This is a genomic window from uncultured Amnibacterium sp., from assembly GCF_964245895.1.
Classification (GTDB): Bacteria; Actinomycetota; Actinomycetes; order Actinomycetales; family Microbacteriaceae; genus Amnibacterium.
This window is the reverse complement of record NZ_CAXTOQ010000090.1, coordinates 1-13,624: the sequence shown is the minus strand read 5'-3', so window position 1 is coordinate 13,624 and position 13,624 is coordinate 1. Positions and strand designations below refer to the sequence as shown.

Here is a 13,624-nt window from a genome sequence, read left to right as displayed (position 1 = left end):
GGCGCCTCCGGGATCGGTGCGGCGATCGCCGACCGCCTCGCGGCGGACGGCGCGACGATCGCCGTCCTCGACCTCGCGCCGTCGTCGACGCACCCGTCGTTCGCCGCGGACGTGACGGACGACTCTTCGGTCCGCGCCGCGATCGCCGCGGTCGCTGAACGCTTCGGCGGCATCGACGTCGTCGTGAACAACGCCGGCATCGGGGCGCAGGGCACGGTCGAGACCGCGACCGACGAGCAGTGGGCACGGGTGCTCGACGTCAACGTCGTCGGCACGGCCCGGGTCACGCGCGCGGCGCTGCCGCACCTCCGCCGGTCGGCGCACGCCGCGGTGGTGAACACCTGCTCGGTCGCCGCGACCGCCGGCCTGCCGGAGCGCGCCGTCTACAGCGCCAGCAAGGGCGCGATCCTGTCGCTCACCCGCGCGATGGCCGCCGACCACCTCCGCGAGGGCATCCGCGTCAACTGCGTGAACCCCGGCACGGCGGACACCCCGTGGGTCGCCCGGCTGCTGGACGCCGCCGCGGATCCCGCGGCCGAGCGCGCCGCGCTGGAGGCCCGGCAGCCCCACGGCCGCCTCGTCTCGCCGGAGGAGGTCGCCGACGCCGTCGCCTACCTCGCCGGCCCCCGCGCCTCCTCCACCACCGGCATCGCCCTCGAGGTCGACGGCGGCATGCAGCACCTGCGCCTGCGGCAGGCGTGAGCGGCCTCGTCGTCTCGGTCCCGGACGAGGAGCTGCGGGCCGCGCTCGTCCCGCTGCCCGACGGGGCGGAGGCGGTCGTCTGGGACCTCGTCGGGCCGCCGCCGGTGGGCCGGATCGACCTGGTCGTCCCGCCGTACCTCGGGGACTGGCGGGAACGCCTGCCCGCGGTCGCCGCGGTCTCGCCCCGGCTCGTGCAGAGCCAGATGCTCGGCTACGACGGCGTCGAGCGGTGGCTGCCGCCGGACGTCCCGTACGCGAACGCCGCCGGCGTGCACGAGGCGTCGACCGCGGAGCTGGCGGTCGGGCTCGTCCTCGCGTCGCTGCGGCGGATCGACGAGTACGTCCGCCAGGCAGCGACCGGAGGGGCGCCGTCGCCGATCCGCGGCACCAGCCTCGCCGACCGCCACGTCCTGCTGCTCGGCGTCGGAGGAGTGGGCGCCGCGGTCGCGCGCCGGCTCGCCCCGTTCGAGGTCGAGCTGACCCGGGTCGCCCGGACCGCTCGCACGGACGAGCACGGCGCCGTGCACGGCATGGCCGAGCTGCCCGCCCTCCTCCCGCTCGCCGAGGTCGTGATCCTCGCCGTGCCCCTCGACGCCTCGACCACGGGCCTCGTCGACACCGGGTTCCTGGCCGCGCTGCCCGACGGCGCCCTGCTCGTCAACGTCGGCCGTGGGCCCCTCGTCGACACGGCGGCGCTGATCGACGCGACCGCCGACGGCCGCATCCGTGCCGCGCTCGATGTGACGGAGCCGGAGCCCCTGCCCGCCGGTCACCCGCTGCTCGCCTCCCCGCACGTGCTCGTCGTGCCGCACGTCGGCGGGCACTCGACCGCGATGCGGCCGCGCATGGTCGCCCTGATCCGCAGGCAGATCGCGCTGCTGCGCGCCGGCGAGCCCGCGGCGAACGTGGTGCTCGGCGCCCGTCGCTGATCAGAACGGGCAGTCGGACGGATCCGGGTCCGGGTCCGCAGGTGCCCGGAACGCGGCCGGCACCGGCGTGGGCTCGAGCGGCCGGACCGTGGTGATGATCCGTGTGCCGAAGAAGCTGGTCCACGCGAGGTCGCGCTGAGCCCGGAGCTCGATGTCCCAGAGGCCCGAGGTCTTGATCCGATGATCCCGGCGGGTGAGCAGGACGAGGTTGTCGAGCGCCGTCCTCCCGCGGAGCAGTCCCTGGTTGAACGGGATGACGTGATCCGCCTCGGTCTGACTCGGTGGCCGATACGAGTTCGGTCCGCGGCCGCCGCGGTCGACGAACCCGAGCATCGCCCGCATGTCGCTCGTCGGACGGTACTTGTCTCGACCGATGTCGAGCACTGCTCCGGTGACCTCGTCGGTGAGCAGCGTGATCCAGGAGGTGGCACCGCCCGCGAGCCGCTTCGCGGTCTCGATGTCGATGGGTCCGTAGCCCTCGAGCTCCGCCGGCACGTCCGAGTGGCCCAGCGCCGTCATCGCCGGGACCATCAGACCGACCTTGCACTGCACGCCGATGCGCTGCGGCACCGCGATCCCCTGCAGGTCGGAGGTCGCCCCGCGGAAGAGGCCCTCGTCGAACAGGTCGAGGAGGATGTGCGCCCGAAGCCGCCCGATCGACCGCGTCTCACCTTCCGCCGAGGCCGACTCGCGCGCCGCGAGGTCGAGTCGCAGGTCGATGCTGATGGCCTCGGCTGCGGGGACGAGCGCAGTGATCACGGCCATGCCGTCCGCCGCGGGCTCGATCGTCACGCTCATCTTCTCGAGGGCGGCCCTGTGTCGCTCCGCCGCGGTGGACGCCTGGATCCGCTCGCGGATCTCATGGAGCCGCTGCCGCATCTTCGGCATCGCGACCGTCACGAGCGCAGCGGCGCATCCCTCGTCGAACGCGCCCAAGAACGCCTCGTCGAGGCCCTCGAGCTGCGCGTGCGCGATCTGCATGCCCCGCCACGGCACGTCCGCGTGCAGGAATCGGAGCCAGGTCCTCGGCATCCGCTGCTCGAGATCGAGCGCGGTATGCACGAGCGCGGAGGCGGTCGGTTCCGCCACCTGCAGGCTGGTCGCGAGCTGCAGGATCACGCTCTTCCAGAACGGCCCGTTGACCGCGGCGTCGACCGTACCGGTCACCGATGCCTCGGCCGAGCGCCAGGCGTTCAGCGCGGACAGCACCCGCATGACCTCGGCCTCGCGGAACTCGCGCTGCGCGGCGTCGACGCGTTCGCACTCCCAGTTCAGCGGATGCACGAGCAGCGGATCGTGGGCGTCGTCGGCGAGGTCGGCCATGCGGGCGCGTTCGTAGACCGCGTCGACGTCGGCGTCCGCGTCGTCGTCGAGCTCGTCCTCGGGGTCCTGCCGCAGGCGGGCGAGCTCCGCGTCCGTCCAGGAGCGGTAGCCGGAGGCGCCGGGCAGCGTCGCGAGCAGCCCGGATTCGGCGAGCGACCTGACCGCGTCGACCGACGCTCTCCGATCCTCGAGCCGGAGCTCGACGCCCAGCTCCGCGAGGTCGACAGTCGGCACCAATTCCGCCGCGGGCGCCTCGCTCGCGACGAAGGCGTTCCAGTCCCTGCTGCGCGGCCTCGCCATTCGAACATACTATCGAATGTCGCTCACGCAACTACCCCTGTTCGCGCTCAGCGAACCTCGGCGTCGAGGTCGTCCAAGGCTTGCAGCGCCCGCTCGCGCCGCGCCGCAACGGGCTCGTCCCACCACCTCGGCCCGCGCTCGCCGAGGCCGTGCTTGGCGAGGTCGACTCGCCGTCGCGCTCCAAACACCGCCTTCTGTGTTCAGCGGACGCCGATGGCCAGCAGGGCCTCGAGCCGGACCCCGGCCGCCTGCGACCCGCGGCGCACCAGCTCGGTGAACGCGGCGGCGCCGTCGCGCAGGCGCCCCTCGTCGAGCCGCGCGAACAGCGGCCGCATCGGCGCGGCCCAGGAGGGGATGGAGCGGAACAGCGCCTCCGGGTCCGGGACGGGCCAGCGGTGCTCGACCCGCTGCACCTCCACGTCGGTGAACCCCGCATCGGTGAGGAGGGCCTCGAGCCGGGCCGGATCGCTGAGCCGGAACGCGGCCGGCGCGGTCGAGCGGATCGGGTGCTCGACGCCGACCGCGGCGAGCGCCTGCAGCGCGAGCGTCTGGATCGCGAACCCGTCCGGTCCCCAGGCCGTGACCGCGGCGCGGCCGCCGGGCCTGAGGACCCGGTGCAGCTCCCGAGCACCGGCCGCGGTGTCCGGGAAGAAGATCAGCCCGAAGAGCGACGCGGCGGCGTCGAACGCGCCGTCCTCGACGTCGAGCGCCTGGCCGTCCATCGGCTCGACCCGCACCCGCAGCTCGTCGGCCGCGACCTTCCGGCGGAGGAGGTCGACCATGCCGGGCGCGAAGTCCGTCGCCAGCACGTCCGCCCCCAGCCGCGCCGCGGCGAGCGTCAGCGCCCCCGTGCCGGCGGCGACGTCGATCAGCCGCACCCCTGGCCCGAGGTGCAGCGCGTCGGCGACGTCGAGGGCGAACCGCCGCGTGTTCGGCGCGAGCCACGTGTCGTAGGCCTCCGCGAAGTCCGACCAGCCGGCGGGCGTCTGGTCGGGGGAGACGTCCGCCGTCATGCCCACCTCCCTCCGTCGTTCGGACCGTACGGCCGGCGCCGCGGCGGCGTCAACGCCGCCCTCCCACGGGACTCACCGGCGTCTCGGCGAGGGTGGACGGCGACGGGCGGCGCTCCACGCCGCTCGGAGGGGCAGGCGATGACCGACGAGAAGCCGTTCCGGCGGGCAGCAGCGGCGGCGCTCCGCGGCGTCGTGGACGGCGTCGGCGCCGATGTGAGCCAGCGCGTCCGCCAGGAGCTCTCGGCGGCGCGCGCCGAGGGCGACCCGCATCCCGCGCAACGAGCGGCGGCTGCAGCGCTGGGCGAGGTCGTCGGCGGCGTCGGGCAGAACGTGTCCGCGCTGATCCGTCAGGAGCTCGGCGCCGCGCGGTCCGACGCGGTCGCATCGGCGCGAGCCGCGGCGAGGGGAGCGGGACTCCTCGGCGGCGCGGCGGCCGCCGTGCACACCGCGGGGCTGTTCATCGGCATCGCGGTCTGGCAGGGCCTCGGCCCGCGCATCGGTTACGCCCGGTCGGCCCTGCTCGTCGCGGGGCTCTCCGGCGCAGCCGCCGCGGCCCTCGCGTCCGCCGGCTCCGCGGACCTTTCGAGCCTGAAGGGCGCAGCGGGACCGAGGCCGAAGCGGGACGATCGCGCGCTCTGACCGAGCGGGCCCGGAGCCCGGATCGCGACGCGCCGCGTAACCGGACGGACACACGCCGTCATCCGGGTGAAACGTCCGCTGTATACCGTCTGCTGAGTCAGCGACAGCCGTCGTCGGCATCCTCCTCCCGCCTCCGGAGGCCGCATCCCGATGTCCGTGCCCGTCAGCCCGCTGCTCGATCCCCGCTCGACGACGCTCGACGAGCGCCGGCGCGGCGTGATCGAGCGCGTCTCGGCGGCCGAGCGCGCGCACATCCTGGCCCTGCCGAGCGACGACCCCCTCGACCCGAAGCGCCGCTTCCGCGTCGAGGCGACCGGGCCGGAGCTGTTCGGCCAGCCGGACGCGATCCGCGCCACGCTGGCGAGCAACGAAACGGCGCTGGACGCCGTCGCGGCCCGGCTCGCGGGAGGGTTCCGGCGCCTGGTCCTGGTCGGCGCCGGGGACTCGCTCGCGGTCATGATCGCGGCGCGATCGGCGCTCGAGTCGATGCTGCACGTGCCGTGCGAGCCGGTGCAGAGCCTCGAGTTCGCGTACTACCAGGGCGCGCTCGTCGACGGCACGACCGCGGTCGTCGCGCTCTCCAGCTCGGGCGAGACGACGCGGACCGTCGAGGCGCTGCTCGTCGCGCAGCATCGCGGCGCGTATACCGTCGCGCTCACGAACACCGCCGGGTCGACCCTCGAGACCGAGGCGAGCACCGCGCTGCGGATCGAGGCCACCCGGGTCGGCTGGCCCACCCAGTCGTCCACCGCGGCCCTGGCGCTCCTGCTCGAGCTGGCGGTCCGGGTCGGCGAGCTGCGGGGGGCGCCCGGCGCGGACGCGCTGCGCGAGGCGCTCGACGCGATGCCCGCGACGATGGCGGCGGTGCTGCAGCGCATCGACGCCCCGATCGCGGCGATCGCGGAGCAGGAGCTCGCCGCGCCCACCGTCCTGTTCTCGGGCGGAGGGCCGAACCTCGCCGCCGCCGTCGTCGGCGCGGCGAAGGTGAAGGAGTGCACGCCGCTGCGCGCGACCGAGATCCAGGTGGAGGAGTACCACCACTACAACTCGCAGAAGGCCGGCGAGGCGCTGGTCCTGCTGGTGCCGAGCGGGCCGTCGGTGCCGCGCGCGGTCGACACCGGCACGGACGCGCACCGCTGGGGCGGGCGGCTGCACGTCGTCACCACCGAGGGCGAGCGGGCGTTCGACGCGCTGCACCCGGAGAGCCTCATCGCGCTGCCCGCGGTGCCGGAGGCGCTGTCACCGCTGCTCTACCTGCTGCCGGCGCAGCTGGTCGGCTACCACCTGGGTCTCGCCGGGTTCCGGGCCGCGGAGGCCGCCGGTGCCTGAGCCCGTGCTCGTCTGCGTCGGCAACCTCACGGTCGACGTGGCCGTCTCGCCGTCCGGCGCCGAGGTCGAGTCCGTCGGCGGGGACGCCCTGTTCGCCGCGCTCGGCGCGCGGATCGCCGGCGGCGCACCCCGGGTGCTCGCGCCGCTCGGCGGCGACGCCCCCGTCGCTCTGCTCGACGCCGTGCGGCTGACGGGCACGGACCCCGGCGACCTGCCGCGGCGCGACGAGCCGACGGCGCGCAACGTCGTCCGCTACGCGGCCGACGGCACGCGCACCTGGGACCTGGTCCTCGGCGAGGAGCACCTCGAGTCGCTCTCCGTGCACCCGGGCGACGTCCCCGGCTGGGCGCTCGGGGCCGGCGGCCTCCTGCTGTCCGCGATGGCGCTCGAGGCGCAGCTCGCGCTCGCGGCGTGGCTGCGGCCGCGGGTCGACGGCGTCGTCTACTTCGATCCGCAAGAGGACTACGTGTCCGGCAACGAGGCCCGGCTGCTCGACGCGGTCGCCGCGTGCGACGTGTTCCTCCCCAGCGAGGTCGAGGCCGTCGCGCTGGCCGGCACGAGCGACCTCGACGAGGCGATCGCGCGGTTCCTCGCGACCGGTCCGTCGGTCGTGGTCGTCAAGCGTGCGGAGGCGGGCTGCCTCGTCGCCACCCGCGAGGCGCCCGCGCCGGTCGCGGTGGGGGTCGACGTGCTCGCGCCGGTCGACAGCACCGGCGCGGGCGACGCGTTCTGCGGCGCGTTCGCCGCCGAGCACCTGCGCAGCGGCGACCCGATCGCCGCCGCCCTCGCCGGAGGCGCGGCCGCGCGGGTCGCGGTCTCGGGGCACGGCGTCGACGCGCTGCTCGCCGAGGTCGCCGCGCGCTCCTCCCGGCCGCTGACGGCGGGTGCGCGGTGAGCCGGATCGTGGTGCTGAACCCGAACACGTCGGATGCGCTCACCGCGGTGATCGCGGCAGCGGCGCAGCAGGCGGCGCCGGCCGACGTCGAGGTCGCCGGAGCCCGGTCGGCGGTCGGGGTGGACAGCGTCGAGAGCCACGCGGAGGAGGCGATCGCCGCCGTGGGCGTGCTGGAGCGGGTCGCGGCGCTGGACGCGACCACGGACGCCTTCGTGGTCGCCTGCTTCGGCGACACCGGCGTGACGGCCGCGCGCGAGGTCGCCTCCGGCCCGGTCGTCGGGATGACCGAGGCGGCGCTGCAGGCGGCGTGCCTGGTCGCCCACCGCTTCGCGGTGATCACGATGCCGGACCGCACGATCGCGCACAGCGAGCGCGTCGTGCGTGCGCTGGGCCTCGAGCACCGGTGCGCGGTGCGCGCGCTGGACGTGCCCGTGCACGACCTCGAGAGGGGCTCGCGGCACCTGCTGGACGCGTTCGCCGCCGAGGCGCGGCTCGCGATCGAGCAGGACCGCGCCGAGGCGATCGTCCTCGGCTGCGCCGGGCTGGCCGACCTGGTCGAGCCGTTGCGGGAGGCGCTCGGGGTGCCCGTGGTCGAGGGCGTCGCGGCCGGGGTCGGCTTCGCCGCTGCCCTGCTGCGGATGGGCCTCCGCACCTCCCGCGCCAGCACCTACGCCCAGGTGCCCGCACTGCCGCGGTTCGCGCTGCAGCGGCGGGAGGCGTCATGAGCGTGCTCCTGCACGACGTGCTCGTCTACGACCGATCCGCACCGGCCGGCCACACCGGCCCGCTCGACGTGCTGGTCGTCGGCGACCGCATCGAGATGGTCGCGCCGCACCAGCCGGTCCCGGAAGGAGCCCGCGTCGTCGAGGGCCGCGGGCGCCACCTGCTCGTGCCCGGCCTGATCAACGCCCACTTCCACTCGCCGGCGAACCACCTGAAGGGCTCGGTGCGCAGCCTGCCGCTCGAGTTGTTCATGCTGTTCGAGTCGCCCTCGGACGAGCGCCTCGCGCCGACGCCGCGGGAGGCCTACCTGCGCACGATGCTCGGCGCGGTCGAGATGCTGCAGCGAGGCGTGACGAGCGTGCAGGACGACGCCTTCCTGATGCCGTTCCCGACGCCCGAGATCGTCGACGCCGTCGCGCAGGCGTACGCCGACAGCGGCATCCGAGCGACCCTGGCCCTCGACCAGCCCGAGCTGCCCGAGGCCGAGAAGCTGCCGTTCGTCGCCGGCATGCGGCGGGCGCTCGGTCCCAGGGCCGGCCTGCTCGACGAGCCGGCGCCCGCCTCCGCCGGCCACCTGCTCGAGGCGTACGCGCACCTCGTCTCGACCTGGCACGGCGCGGCCGACGACCGCATCCGCGCGGCCGTGTCGGTGTCCGCGCCGCAGCGCGTCAGCCCCGAGTACTTCGCGGCCCTGGACGACCTCGCCGAGCGCTTCGGGCTGCCGCTCTACGCGCACCTGCTGGAGACGAAGCCGCAGCGGACGCTCGGCACGGAGCAGCCGCGCTTCGCCGGCCGCTCGCTGGTGCGGTACACGGCGGACCTCGGGCTGCTGAAGCCGCACACGAACGTGATCCACGCCGTGTGGGTCGACGACGACGACCTCGACCTGATCGCGGAGGCCGGCGCGACGATCGCGCACAACCCCGTCAGCAACCTGCGGCTCGGTAGCGGGGTGATGCCGTGGCGGGCCGCGATCGGGCGCGGCATCCCGGTCGCGCTCGGCACGGACGAGGCGATCTGCGACGACAGCATCAACCTGTGGACCGTCGCGAAGACGGCCGGGCTCATCCACAACGTCGCCGGGCTCGACAGCGACGACTGGCCGACCGCGGCGGAGGTGCTCGACGCGCTGTGGCTCGGCGGCGCGCGCGCCCAGCGACGGGAGGGGGAGCTCGGCGCGGTGCGGCCCGGCATGCTCGCCGATCTCGCGCTGCTCGACCTGCACACGATCGCGTTCACCCCGCTCAACGACCTGCGGGAGCAGCTGGTGCACTGCGAGGACGGTCGCGACGTCGTGCTGACGATGGTCGCCGGCCGGATCGTCGCGGAGCACGGGCACGTCACCACCGTCGACGAGTCCGCGCTGCTCGACGAGGCGCGGGAGCTGTTCGCGGCCAAGCGGCCGCTCGTCGAGTCGGCGAGGCAGGCGTCGGCAGCGCTCGTGCCCGCCTACCAGGGCATGGTCCGCGCCGCCGCGGGTACCGACGTCGGCTTCACGCGCTGGGTGGGCGGCCGATGAGCGCCGGCCGCTGGACCTACGACGCCCTGCCCGGCCGGCCGGTGGGCACCTGGCCGAACGGCGCGCGGCTCGCGGTCGTCGTCTGCGTCGGCATCGAGTCCTACCGGTTCGGCGACGGGCTCACCGAGGACGTGCTGCCCGGCACCCCGCAGCCCGACCTGGTCAACACGGCCTGGCGCGACTACGGCAACCGGGTCGGCGCCTTCCGCCTCTTCGACCGGCTGCATGCGCTCGGGATCCGGCCCGCGGTGCTGCTGAACACGGACGTGTACGAGGACGCCCCCGCCGTGCTGGAGGCGGCCAGGAGCATCGGCGCCGAGGTGGTCGGCCACGGCCGCAGCAACTCCGACACCCTCGCGGGCCGGTCCGAGGCGGACGAGCGCGCGTACCTCGCCGCGGTCGCGGACCGCATCGAGCGGGAGGAGGGGGTCCGGCCCGGCGGGTGGTCCAGCCCGTGGCTCGCGCACACGGCGAGCACGATCGACCTGCTCGCCGATGCGGGGTACCGGTACCTGCTCGACCTGCGGCTCGACGACCAGCCGGTCTGGCTGCGGACGACCGGCGCGCCGCTGCTCGCCATCCCGTACGCGGCCGAGCTGAACGACTCCAGCACGATGATCGGCCGGCAGGCGTCCGCGGAGGAGTTCGCGCGGATGGTCGTCGACGAGGCCGCCGAGCTGCACGACGCCGCCGCGGCACGACCGCTCGTGCTGAGCGTGGTGCTGCACTCGTTCATCAGCGGGGCGCCGTTCCGGCTGCGGCAGGTCGCGCGGGCGCTCGAGTCGGTCGCGGCCCTGCCCGGCGTCTGGTTCGCGACCCCGGCGGAGATCCACGACGCGGTCGTCGCGTCCCCTGGGCTGTTCCCGTCCGCCTCCGCGGCGGAGGTGACGCGATGACCGTCGACCCGGTGGCCGTCGTCGACGACCTGTCGCTGTCCCTGGTCCGCAGCGGCCGGCGGAGCGAGGTCCTGCGGCACGTCGACCTGACGATCGCGCCGGGGGAGATCCTCGGGCTGGTCGGCGAGTCGGGCTCGGGCAAGAGCGTGCTGGCGCTCGCGATGCTCGGGCTGCTGCCGCACACGGCGCACCCCGAGGCCTCCGGATCCGTGCGGGTGACCGGCGTCGACATGCTGCGGGCCGAGCCGGCGGAGCGACGCCGCGTGCGCCGGGAGTCGCTGGGCGCCGTGTTCCAGGACCCGATGACGTCGCTCAACCCGACGATGCGGGTCGGCGGGCAGATCGGGGAGGTGACGGGGGACGACGCCGAGTCGATCCGCCTGCTCGAGACGGTCGGCGTGCGCGACGCCGCGCTGCGCCTCCGCGTCTACCCCCACGAGCTCTCGGGCGGCCTGCGGCAGCGCGTCATGGCGGCGATCGCGGTCGCGGGCCGCCCGAGGCTGATCATCGCGGACGAGCCGACGACGGCGCTCGACGTCACCGTGCAGGCGCAGCTGCTGGACCTGCTCCGCGAGCTGCGGGACGACTTCGGCTGCTCGGTGCTGCTGATCACCCACGACCTCGGCGTCGCGGACCAGATCGCGGACCGGCTCGCGGTGCTGCACCGCGGCGACCTCGTGGAGGTGGGACCCGCCGCAGAGGTCGTGCGGCACCCGCAGCACGAGTACACGAGGTCGCTGCTCGGCGCCCGCCTGTCGCTGGGCACGCCGCGGGACGCCCGGTTCGGCGGCGCCGCGCCGGCCGCGACGCCGGCCGTCCGGATCAGCGGGCTGCGGCGCGAGTACCGCCTCGGCCGGAGGGGCGGGGTGCTGACCGCGCTCGACGGCGTCGACCTCGACGTGGCGCCCGGCGAGGCGCTGGCCATCGTCGGCGAGAGCGGCTCCGGCAAGTCGACGCTGCTGCGCATCGTCGCCGGGCTCGACACCGCGACCGCAGGCTCGGTCTCGATCGCCGGCGACGGCGGTGCGCAGATGGTGTTCCAGGACGCGGGTTCGTCGCTGACGCCGTGGCTCGCCGTCGGGGAGCTGCTCGGCGAGCGCCTGCGGCGCGAGCGGCTCGCCCGCGGCGACGTGCGCGCACGGGTCGAGCACGCCCTCGCGGCGGTCGGCCTGCCCGCCGAGGTGGCGAAGGCGCGTCCGGCCGAGCTCTCGGGCGGGCAGCGGCAGCGGGTCGCGCTGGCGCGCGCGACGATGGTGCCGCCCGCGGTGCTGCTCTGCGACGAGCCGACCAGCGCGCTCGACGCCTCCCTGGCCACGAGCGTGCTCGCGCTGATCCGCGACCTGCGCGCCCGGCTCGGCATGACCGTGCTGTTCGTCACGCACGACCTCGCCGTCGCGCGGCTGATGGGCGACCGGATCGCGGTCATGCAGCAGGGCCGAGTCGTCGAGCTGGGGGAGGCGGCGCAGGTCGTCGCGGAGCCTCGGGAGCCGTACACCCGCACGCTGCTGGCCGCGGTGCCGACGATCGCCGGCGTGGACGCCGCGCCCGATGCGCGGGGCGCCGCCTGATGACCACCGCGTTCGCGCCCCGCACGCGCATCCGGCCCGGCTCGATCGGCGGCGTGCGCGTCGGCCGCCGCGCCGCGTGGGCCCTCGTCGGCCTGCTGGTCGCCCTGACCCTCGTGGCGCTGCTGGCCCGCCTGCTCGCGCCGTACGACCCGGTGCAGCCGGCCGGCGGCCTGAGCCTGCCGCCGCTCAGCCCGGACCATCTGCTCGGGACGGACCAGATCGGGCGCGACCTGCTGTCGCGCACGCTGCTCGGCGTGCAGGCCAGCTGGTTCAGCGCCCTCGCGGTCGTCGCCAGCGGGCTGCTGATCGGCGGCGCGGTCGGCCTCGTCGCCGGTGCGGCGGGCGGCTGGGTCGACGCGGTCCTGATGCGGGTGACGGACCTGTTCCTCGCCCTGCCCGGCGCGCTGGTCGCGATCGCGATCGTCGCCGCCCTCGGTCCGGGCCTCGGCAACACCCTGCTCGGGGTCGCCGTGGTGTGGTGGCCGTACTACGCCAGGATCATCCGCGGGGAGACCGTCGCGCTCGCGGCCCGGCCGCACCTGGAGGCGGCGCGGCTCGCCGGCGCCGGGCGGATCCGGCTCGTCGCCCGCCACCTGCTGCCGGGCGTCGTGCCGACCGCGATCGTCACCGCGAGCCTCGACATCGGCAACGTCGTGCTGCTGCTCGCCGGGCTGTCCTTCCTCGGCCTCGGGCAGCCGGCGCCCGCGCCGGAGCTCGGCGCCGACACCGCCAGGGCGCTCAGCCAGCTGCTCAGCCACTGGTGGGTGCCCGGCATCCCGGGGATCGCGGTGCTCGTGCTCAGCCTCGTCGCCAACATCGGCGGCGACGGCATCCGCAACCTGCTCCCGGTCAGGCGGTGAGCGTGCGGATCCTCGGCTACCTCCTCCGCCGGCTCGGCGCCGCTGCGCTGCTGCTCCTCGTGCTCTCGTTCATCGTCTTCACGCTGTCGCAGATCGCGCCGGGCGACCCGGCCCGCGCCTACGTCGGATCGAACGCCTCCAACGCCACGGTGGCGCAGGCGCGGCACCGGCTGGGTTTCGACGACCCCTTCCTGGTCCAGTACCTGCGCTTCCTCGGGCACGCGCTGACCGGCGACCTCGGCCGGTCGCTGCGCACGCGGCACGCGGTGACGACCGACCTCGCGGCGTTCCTGCCCGCCACCGCGGAGCTGGTGCTCGCGGCCTTCGTGCTCGCCCTCGTGCTCGCGGGCCTCTTCGCCGTCTCGGGCGTGCTGCGCTGGCCGGGCGGCGCCGCGGCGAGAGGGCTGCTGCTGGTCCTCGCCGCCGCACCGCCGTTCCTGCTCGCGATCATCGGGGTCGTCGTGCTGTTCGGCGCCCTCGGCTGGCTGCCGGCCGGCGGCGTCGGGGACTTCGAGGATCCCGGCCCCTTCGGCGCGCAGGGGCTGGACACCCTGCTCGCCGGCCAGCTGGACGCGTTCGCCGACGCGCTGTGGCACCTCGCGCTGCCGGCCGCGGTGCTGTCGATCGCGCCGGCGGTCGCGATCGGCCGCGTCTTCCGCGCCTCCCTCGACGGCGTGCTGGGGATGGACCACGTCCGCACGGCGCGGGCGAAGGGACTCTCCGAGCGCCGGGTGCTGACCCGTCACGTCGTCCGCAACGCGCTCGGCGCCGGCCTCTCGATGGCCGGCCTCCAGCTCGGGTTCATGTTCGCGGGGGTGGTGGTCGTCGAGCAGGTCTTCTCCTGGCCCGGCATCGGCAACTACCTCGCCGCCTCCATCCCCGTCTCCGACTTCCCGGCCATCGCAGGGGTGACCCTCGTGCTCGGGAC

Annotated in this window: 13 protein-coding genes and 1 pseudogene; 11 read left to right on the top strand and 3 right to left on the bottom strand. The window is 75.4% G+C overall.

Annotated elements, in window-relative coordinates; all coding sequences use genetic code 11:
- Both ACFE60_RS12420 and ACFE60_RS12415 read left to right on the top strand, forming a co-directional pair.
- On the top strand, positions 1-702 hold a 702-nt coding region (locus ACFE60_RS12420), incomplete at its 5' end, for an SDR family NAD(P)-dependent oxidoreductase (RefSeq protein WP_375389173.1).
- Positions 699-1,631 (top strand): NAD(P)-dependent oxidoreductase, encoded by a 933-nt coding sequence (locus ACFE60_RS12415; protein WP_375389172.1) that lies wholly within the window; start codon positions 699-701, stop codon positions 1,629-1,631. The genes ACFE60_RS12420 and ACFE60_RS12415, both read left to right, overlap by 4 nt.
- Here the strand turns inward: ACFE60_RS12415 and ACFE60_RS12410 are convergent, their stop codons facing one another.
- The 3 genes and pseudogenes from ACFE60_RS12410 to ACFE60_RS12400 all read right to left on the bottom strand — a co-directional run bounded on the left by ACFE60_RS12410 (position 1,632) and on the right by ACFE60_RS12400 (position 4,267).
- On the bottom strand, positions 1,632-3,254 hold the full coding sequence (locus tag ACFE60_RS12410; protein ID WP_375389171.1) for a DUF222 domain-containing protein: 1,623 nt from the start codon (positions 3,252-3,254) through the stop codon (positions 1,632-1,634).
- A 47-nt stretch (positions 3,255-3,301) separates the two neighbouring features.
- A pseudogene (locus ACFE60_RS12405) lies at positions 3,302-3,445 on the bottom strand (biopolymer transporter Tol); the annotation flags it as partial.
- Positions 3,446-3,454: 9 nt separating this feature from the next.
- Complete coding sequence (locus tag ACFE60_RS12400) at positions 3,455-4,267, bottom strand: class I SAM-dependent methyltransferase (protein WP_375389170.1); 813 nt, start codon at positions 4,265-4,267, stop codon at positions 3,455-3,457.
- A 138-nt stretch (positions 4,268-4,405) separates the two neighbouring features.
- On the opposite strand from ACFE60_RS12400, the gene ACFE60_RS12395 reads away from it, so the two are divergent.
- The 9 genes from ACFE60_RS12395 to ACFE60_RS12355 form a co-directional block, all read left to right on the top strand.
- Positions 4,406-4,906 (top strand): phage holin family protein, encoded by a 501-nt coding sequence (locus ACFE60_RS12395; protein WP_375389169.1) that lies wholly within the window; start codon positions 4,406-4,408, stop codon positions 4,904-4,906.
- Positions 4,907-5,056: 150 nt separating this feature from the next.
- Positions 5,057-6,235 carry an SIS domain-containing protein gene (locus ACFE60_RS12390; protein ID WP_375389168.1) on the top strand — a complete coding sequence of 393 codons (1,179 nt, stop codon included), beginning with the start codon at positions 5,057-5,059 and terminating at the stop codon, positions 6,233-6,235.
- Complete coding sequence (locus tag ACFE60_RS12385) at positions 6,228-7,130, top strand: carbohydrate kinase family protein (protein WP_375389167.1); 903 nt, start codon at positions 6,228-6,230, stop codon at positions 7,128-7,130. The genes ACFE60_RS12390 and ACFE60_RS12385 overlap by 8 nt, the downstream gene beginning before the upstream one ends.
- Positions 7,127-7,855: an aspartate/glutamate racemase family protein gene (locus tag ACFE60_RS12380; RefSeq protein ID WP_375389166.1), complete on the top strand. Its 729-nt coding sequence runs from the start codon at positions 7,127-7,129 to the stop codon at positions 7,853-7,855. Before ACFE60_RS12385 ends, ACFE60_RS12380 begins: the two co-directional genes overlap by 4 nt.
- The gene (locus ACFE60_RS12375) at positions 7,852-9,372 is read left to right on the top strand and encodes an amidohydrolase family protein (RefSeq protein ID WP_375389165.1); all 1,521 of its coding nucleotides are present in this window, start codon (positions 7,852-7,854) and stop codon (positions 9,370-9,372) included. The genes ACFE60_RS12380 and ACFE60_RS12375 overlap by 4 nt, the downstream gene beginning before the upstream one ends.
- Positions 9,369-10,268: a polysaccharide deacetylase family protein gene (locus ACFE60_RS12370; protein ID WP_375389164.1), complete on the top strand. Its 900-nt coding sequence runs from the start codon at positions 9,369-9,371 to the stop codon at positions 10,266-10,268. The genes ACFE60_RS12375 and ACFE60_RS12370 overlap by 4 nt, the downstream gene beginning before the upstream one ends.
- Entirely contained in the window at positions 10,265-11,836 is a 1,572-nt protein-coding gene (locus tag ACFE60_RS12365; protein ID WP_375389163.1) for an ATP-binding cassette domain-containing protein, read from the top strand. Before ACFE60_RS12370 ends, ACFE60_RS12365 begins: the two co-directional genes overlap by 4 nt.
- The gene (locus ACFE60_RS12360; RefSeq protein WP_375389162.1) at positions 11,836-12,696 is read left to right on the top strand and encodes an ABC transporter permease; all 861 of its coding nucleotides are present in this window, start codon (positions 11,836-11,838) and stop codon (positions 12,694-12,696) included. Before ACFE60_RS12365 ends, ACFE60_RS12360 begins: the two co-directional genes overlap by 1 nt.
- Positions 12,693-13,624 (top strand): ABC transporter permease (locus ACFE60_RS12355; protein ID WP_375389161.1); only part of this gene is annotated, 932 nt, incomplete at its 3' end. The genes ACFE60_RS12360 and ACFE60_RS12355, both read left to right, overlap by 4 nt.